The 6,100-nt window shown below is 74.2% G+C and carries 5 protein-coding genes; 3 read left to right on the forward strand and 2 right to left on the reverse strand.

Annotated features, from left to right (window positions below; all coding sequences use genetic code 11):
• Positions 1-548 precede the first annotated feature (548 nt).
• Positions 549-2,564, forward strand: coding sequence for an NADPH-dependent 2,4-dienoyl-CoA reductase (locus RIN80_RS24780; RefSeq protein ID WP_309097867.1), 2,016 nt, complete (start codon positions 549-551; stop codon positions 2,562-2,564).
• A 28-nt stretch (positions 2,565-2,592) separates the two neighbouring features.
• A complete protein-coding gene (locus RIN80_RS24785) occupies positions 2,593-3,153 on the forward strand; it encodes a PadR family transcriptional regulator (protein ID WP_309097868.1) in 561 nt (186 codons plus the stop codon).
• Between the two features lie 66 nt (positions 3,154-3,219).
• On the opposite strand, the gene RIN80_RS24790 is transcribed toward RIN80_RS24785, so the two are convergent.
• On the reverse strand, positions 3,220-3,759 hold the full coding sequence (locus RIN80_RS24790) for a hypothetical protein (RefSeq protein WP_309097869.1): 540 nt from the start codon (positions 3,757-3,759) through the stop codon (positions 3,220-3,222).
• Positions 3,760-3,928: 169 nt separating this feature from the next.
• On the reverse strand, positions 3,929-4,906 hold the full coding sequence (locus RIN80_RS24795) for a fibronectin type III domain-containing protein (protein ID WP_309097870.1): 978 nt from the start codon (positions 4,904-4,906) through the stop codon (positions 3,929-3,931).
• A gap of 386 nt (positions 4,907-5,292) precedes the next feature.
• On the opposite strand from RIN80_RS24795, the gene RIN80_RS24800 reads away from it, so the two are divergent.
• Complete coding sequence (locus RIN80_RS24800; protein ID WP_309097871.1) at positions 5,293-5,988, forward strand: glycoside hydrolase family 75 protein; 696 nt, start codon at positions 5,293-5,295, stop codon at positions 5,986-5,988.
• The last annotated feature ends 112 nt before the right edge of the window (positions 5,989-6,100 follow it).

Here is a 6,100-nt window from a genome sequence, read left to right on the forward strand (position 1 = left end):
CCGGCCCGCCCCCGCCCCCGCCCGACAACCACGACCTCGTCGAGTCCGGGGCAGCCGATCACCACCCCGGCCGGGCGGACGGCCTCGACCCCGGCGGGGCAGGCCCGACGCCGGCGGGGCAGGCCCGACGCCCCCGAAGCGACGGTGCTGCTCGCCGGCGTCGAGCAGCACCGCGCACCCGCCGCGAATCCCCCGGCCAGGTCGTGCCGCCCGACGTCGGGGACGGAGGCTGCGCGGCCGGGGCACGGCCGGGGTGCGGCCGGCTCGAAGCCCGCCGCGTCCCTGTTCCGCCGCGTCCCTCTTCTGACGCCCCGCGGCGGAGCTGCCCGGTGAGCCACTCCTCCCAGGCGGCCGGCACCGGCCGCGCGGTCGAGGCCGGTCCGTCCCGGGTGGCGGATCGGATCACCGGCGAGTCCACCACCCCGGACCGCGCTCCAAGGCCCCTGGTCATGGCCCTACTGTGCCCTCCATCACCTTGTGCAACTAGTTGCATAAACCGTCGGTAGTCCTCTACAACTACAGGCACGACACCGCGCACGGAGGGCCCGATGAGCCGTTACCCGCACCTGCTGAGCCCCCTCGACCTGGGCTTCACCACCCTGCCCAACCGGGTCCTCATGGGCTCCATGCACGTGGGCCTGGAGGAGGCCGAGGGCGGCTTCGCGCGCATGGCCGCGTTCTACGCCGCCCGCGCCCGCGGGGGAGTGGGCCTGATCGTCACCGGCGGCATCGCCCCCAACGACGAGGGGCGGCCCTACGAGGGCGGCGCCAAACTGACCACCGAGGCGGAGGCCGAGCAGCACCGGGTCATCACCGACGCCGTGCACCGCGAGGGCGGGCGGATCGCGATGCAGATCCTGCACTTCGGCCGCTACGCCTACCACCGCGACCTGGTCGCGCCCAGCCCGCTGCAGGCGCCCATCAGCCCCTACCCGCCCCGCGAGCTCACCGACGCCGACGTCGAGCGGACCATCGACGACTACGTCCGTGCCGCCCGCCTCGCCCGCCAGGCCGGTTACGACGGCGTCGAGATCATGGGCTCCGAGGGCTACCTCGTCAACGAGTTCATCGCGCTGCAGACCAACCGGCGCACCGACCGCTGGGGCGGCTCGTACGAGAACCGCACGCGCTTCCCGCTGGAGATCGTGCGCCGGGTGCGCGAGGCGGTCGGCGACGACTTCATCGTCATCTACCGCCTTTCCATGCTCGACCTCGTGCCGGGCGGCTCCACGCTCGACGAGGTGATCACCCTCGCGAAGGCCGTCGAGGACGCCGGGGCGACGATCATCAACACCGGCATCGGCTGGCACGAGGCCCGCATCCCCACCATCGCGACCTCCGTGCCCCGCGGCGCCTACACCTGGGTCACCCGGCGGCTGATGGGCGAGGTGTCCGTCCCGCTCGTCACCACCAACCGCATCAACACCCCCGAGCTGGCCGAGGAACTGCTCGCCGAGGGCGCGGCCGACATGGTGTCGATGGCCCGCCCGATGCTCGCCGACCCCGACTTCGTCACCAAGGCCGAGGCCGGTCGCCCCGAGGCGATCAACACCTGCATCGGCTGCAACCAGGCCTGCCTGGACCACACCTTCAGCGGCCTGATCACCTCCTGCCTGGTCAACCCGCGCGCCTGCCACGAGACCGAGCTCGTGCTCTCCCCGACCCGGCTGCGCAAGCGCGTCGCGGTCGTCGGAGCCGGGCCGGCCGGACTCGCCTGCGCGGTCTCGGCCGCCGAGCGCGGGCACGAGGTGACGCTGTTCGACGCGGCGGGCGAGATCGGCGGGCAGCTCAACGTCGCCCGCAAGGTGCCCGGGAAACAGGAGTTCGACGAGACGCTGCGCTACTTCCGCACCCAGCTCGACTGGCACGGCGTCGACATCCGCCTGAACACCCTCGTCACGGCCGGGGACGTCGACGGCTTCGACGAGGTCGTCGTCGCCACCGGCGTCACCCCCCGCACCCCCGACATCCCGGGCGTGGACCACCCGAGCGTCCTCGGCTACCTCGACGTCCTGCGCGACGGCGCCCCCGTCGGCGACCGGGTCGCGATCCTGGGGGCGGGCGGCATCGGCTTCGACGTCGCCGAGTACCTCACCGACACCGGCGACAAGGCCCACGAGGACCCCCGGACGTACTTCCGCCAGTGGGGTGTGGACATGGACTACCGCGCCCCCGGCGGCCTCGCCGCGCCCGAGCGGCCCGCCCCGCCACGCACCGTGCACCTGCTGCAGCGCAAGACGTCCAAGGTCGGCGCCGGGCTCGGCAAGACCACCGGCTGGATCCACCGCACCGAACTCAAGCACCGCGGCGTCACCATGGTCCCGGGCGTGCGCTACGACCGGATCGACGACGCCGGACTGCACGTCACCGTCGGCGAGGAGAGCACGGTGCTCCAGGTCGACACGATCGTGCTGTGCACGGGCCAGGAGCCGCGCCGCGGGCTCTACGACGAACTGATCGCGGCCGGGCGCGGCGCGCACCTCATCGGCGGGGCCGACGTGGCCGCGGAGCTGGACGCCAAGCGCGCCATCAAGCAGGGCACCGAGCTGGCGGCCGCCCTGTAGTGCGGGAACACGTCCCTAGGATGAGGCCATGTCACTCCCGCACGCGATCCTCACCGCCCTCCTGGAGAAGCCGTCGTCCGGGCTGGAGCTGACCCGCCGCTTCGACCGGTCGATCGGCTACTTCTGGTCGGCGACGCATCAGCAGATCTATCGCGAACTCGGGAAACTGGAGGCCGACGGCCTCATCCGGGCCCTGCCGTCCGAGCAGCCGGCCCGCGGGCAGAAGAAGAGCTACGAGGTGCTGCCCAAGGGCCGCGCCGAACTGGCCCGCTGGACCGCCGCCTCCCAGGACCCCAAGCCGCACCGCGACACGCTGCTGCTGCGGCTCAGGGCGGCGGCCGTCGTCGGCACCGCCGGCCTGGAGGCCGATCTGCGCCGCCACCTGGAGCTGCACGAGCGGCAGTTGGCGGAGTACCGGGAGATCGAGCAGCGCGACTTCCCGCCCGGCCGGGACGGCACCGAGGACCGGCTGCGGCACCTGGTGCTGCGAGCGGGCATCGACCTGGAGACCTTCTGGACCCAGTGGCTCAGGCGTGCCCTCGCGGACTTCGCCGAACTGCCGGGCCCCGAGCCGACCCGGCCGGCCTGACCGGGACGTGACGGCGGCCCGCCCGGCCGGAGCGCTTCGACCGGGCGGGCCGCCATCCGTACCGGGTCAGAGCCGGTACGGCTTGTTGCGCCGGCGCAGGTACCAGGCCGTCGCGAGGAGGCCGGCCCCGACCAGCGTGCCGCCCGCCACCAGCGTGACGGTCCCGTAGTCCGTCGACGATCCGCCGACCCCGCCCATGACACCGCGGGACGGTGAGGCCGAGGGGGACGCGGTCCGCGTGGGGGTGGGGGCGGGGGAGACGGCGACGGACTGGGTGCCCGCGGTGGTGCCGTCCGAGCAGATGACGATGACGGTGTACGTGCCCGCGGTGACGTTCGACCAGGCGGCGGACTGGCTGGTCGACGTGCCCGACAGGGTCACCTGCCGCCCCTGGGCGAAACTGCCCTGACTGCTGGTGAGCAGCGAGGCGGTGCCCCAGCTGCCGTTGATCTGGGTGCACGAACTGGTCGTGACCGACACCGTGGAACCCGTGGTGCTGACGGAGATGCCCGGGCCCGCGGCCGCGGGCACCGCCGCCAGGGCGAGGGGCAGCGCGGCGGCGGCCAGGGTCAGGCCGGATCGGGGGACTATCGATGAGTTGCGCATGTGGACTGCCCTCCGGCGGCACGGTTGGCGGTACATCCCTAGCGCCGCCGAGGGTCGGGAACGCCCGTGCTGCCTCAGGGTCAGCCAAAGCGCCCGGGGTCCGTGCCGCACGCCGGACGCCGCCGTGCAGGTGACGCCGTCCCGCCCCGGCCCCGCCTTCGGGTGTGGGTCAGCGTCCCGCGCCCGTCGTCACCGTCCGCTCCGCCGAGAAGCCTCCCCAGGTGCCGTCCGGCAGCATCGCCCGGATGCGGACGCGGTGGGTGACCCCGCTGTCCCGCCCCACGTAGAAGCTGTACGTCGCCCGGCCGCGCGGCGGGTTGCCGCCGAACACGAGGGACGTGGCCGCCCGGCCGTCCAGCTCGACCTGGTACTCGGTGACCACACCGTCCACCCGGGGCGGCACCCAGCTGAGGTCGATGTGGTAGGCCCCGTCCGCGCGGCGGCTGGTCGCCCGGAAGCCGGTGGGCGCCGTGGCGCGGCCGTCGTCGCTGCCCGGTGTGGTGAGGCGGACGGCGGCACTGGCGGGGGAGGTGTTGCCGGCCGCGTCCCGGGCCCGGACGGTGAAGACGTAGGCCGTGCCGGGCCGCAGCCCCGTGACGACGGTGGCCGTCTGGCCCCCGCCCACGCTGTGGATCTTCGCGTCCCCCTGGTGGATGTCGTACGACACCACGTCCCGGTCGTCGGTCGAGGCGGACCACGACAGCTGGGCGGCCCGGCTCCCGGCCGGGCGCCCGCGGGGCGCCGCGGGGCGGGTCGGCGCCGAGCGGTCGTCCGCGGCGGCCGCCGGTGTCCTCGCCCGGACCTCCCGGCTGCGCGGCCCGAGCCGCCCGTCGGCGTCCCGCGCCCGCACGGTGAAGACATACCGCGTGGAGGGCCGCAGCCTGGTGACGTCCACCATGTGCTGCGAGCCAGGCACCTCCTTGACCTTCGTGGTGCCGCGATACACCTCGTAGCGGTCGGCCCGCTCGGTCGCGTTCCACATGACGTGCACACTCGTGGCGCTGCCCGCGGCCGCGGTGACGCCGGTCGGCGCGCCGGGTGGGGAGCCTGCGTCGTCCTCGCCTGTTCCGGCCCAGCCGCAGGAGGCGACCAGGGCGGCCGTCGCGCAGAGCACGGCGCACCGGCGGAGCAGGGCAATTCGTCGCACGGGACTGCCTCCCGGGGTGGGGCTCGGGAATGGTCCGGACCAATATGACGTGACTGACGCGATCACATCAAGAGGGTGGAGTCGAGGGTTCGGTGTCCCCCGTCGTGCGCGACCGCTCGGCGGAGTTTCGTATGCTGATGTTCCTCACGGCCGAACACCTGGCGGACGCCGGGGTGTTCGGGCTTGTCGCGCGGACCGCTGTCGTCGCAGATGCCGCGTTGGCGCGGGTGGCCGGGCGGCCCGGGTCTCACACGGACTCAGGCCCCCGGCCCCTTTCATCCCTTGGGCGCGTGCACCGTCCGGCCCACCAGCGGTGGCCCGCCGGTCACCCCGGGGCCAGATTGGGCTGAGTTTCCGTCAGGTCCCCGAGGAGAGGCTCCCGTATCGTGCGTGTCCAGTCGCTCTCACTGGCCGCGGCCAGCGCCGCCCTGCTCGCCCCTACGACAGCCCCCACCACCCAGCCCCCGCACGGCGATCGGCCCGTGGCGACGCGCGAGGGCACGGTGACCGCCGCCGGCCTGCTGGCGAAGGTGCGCGCCTGCGCCCCCGTCTCGCACGGCCGCTACCGCAGCGACTACGGAGCCCCCGCCACCATCCCGGTCTGCGGCACCGGCGACGCCGTGTACTGGAAGGCGGACATGGACATCGACTGCGACGGCCGTCCGGGCCCGCGCTGCAACCGCGGCACCGATCCCTACTTCGCCCCCAGCACCGCCTTCGCGCAGTCCGACGGCCGGCCCCTGAGCGCCGAGCGGCTGCCCTTCATCGTCGTGCCGGCCCCGAGCCGCATCTGGGACTACCGGGACCACGGCGTCCGCGGAGGGGCGGTCGTGGCCGTCATCCACCGGGACCGGGTGCAGTACGCGGTGGTCGGTGACACCGGCCCGCAGCACATCATCGGAGAGGCGTCCTACGCCGCCGCCAAGGCCCTCGGCATCCGCCCGGACCCGCACGGCGGCGGTGTGGCCTCGGGCGTCACCTACATCGTCTTCAAGCACACCCGCGTGTCCCCCATCGAGGACCACGCGGCCGCCGTGGCGGCGGGGGAGCGTGCGGCGAAGCGGTTCGTGGGCGCCCGCTGAGGGGCCGCCGCGCTGCCACGTCGGGCCGTCGCGACGCCGGCGACGCCGACGCGGCCTGCCGGCGAGCGAGCCTCGCCGATGCCGCCGACCCGCCGCGAGAACGCCTACGGCG

This window comes from Streptomyces sp. (assembly GCF_031181705.1).
Classification (GTDB): domain Bacteria; phylum Actinomycetota; class Actinomycetes; order Streptomycetales; family Streptomycetaceae; genus Streptomyces.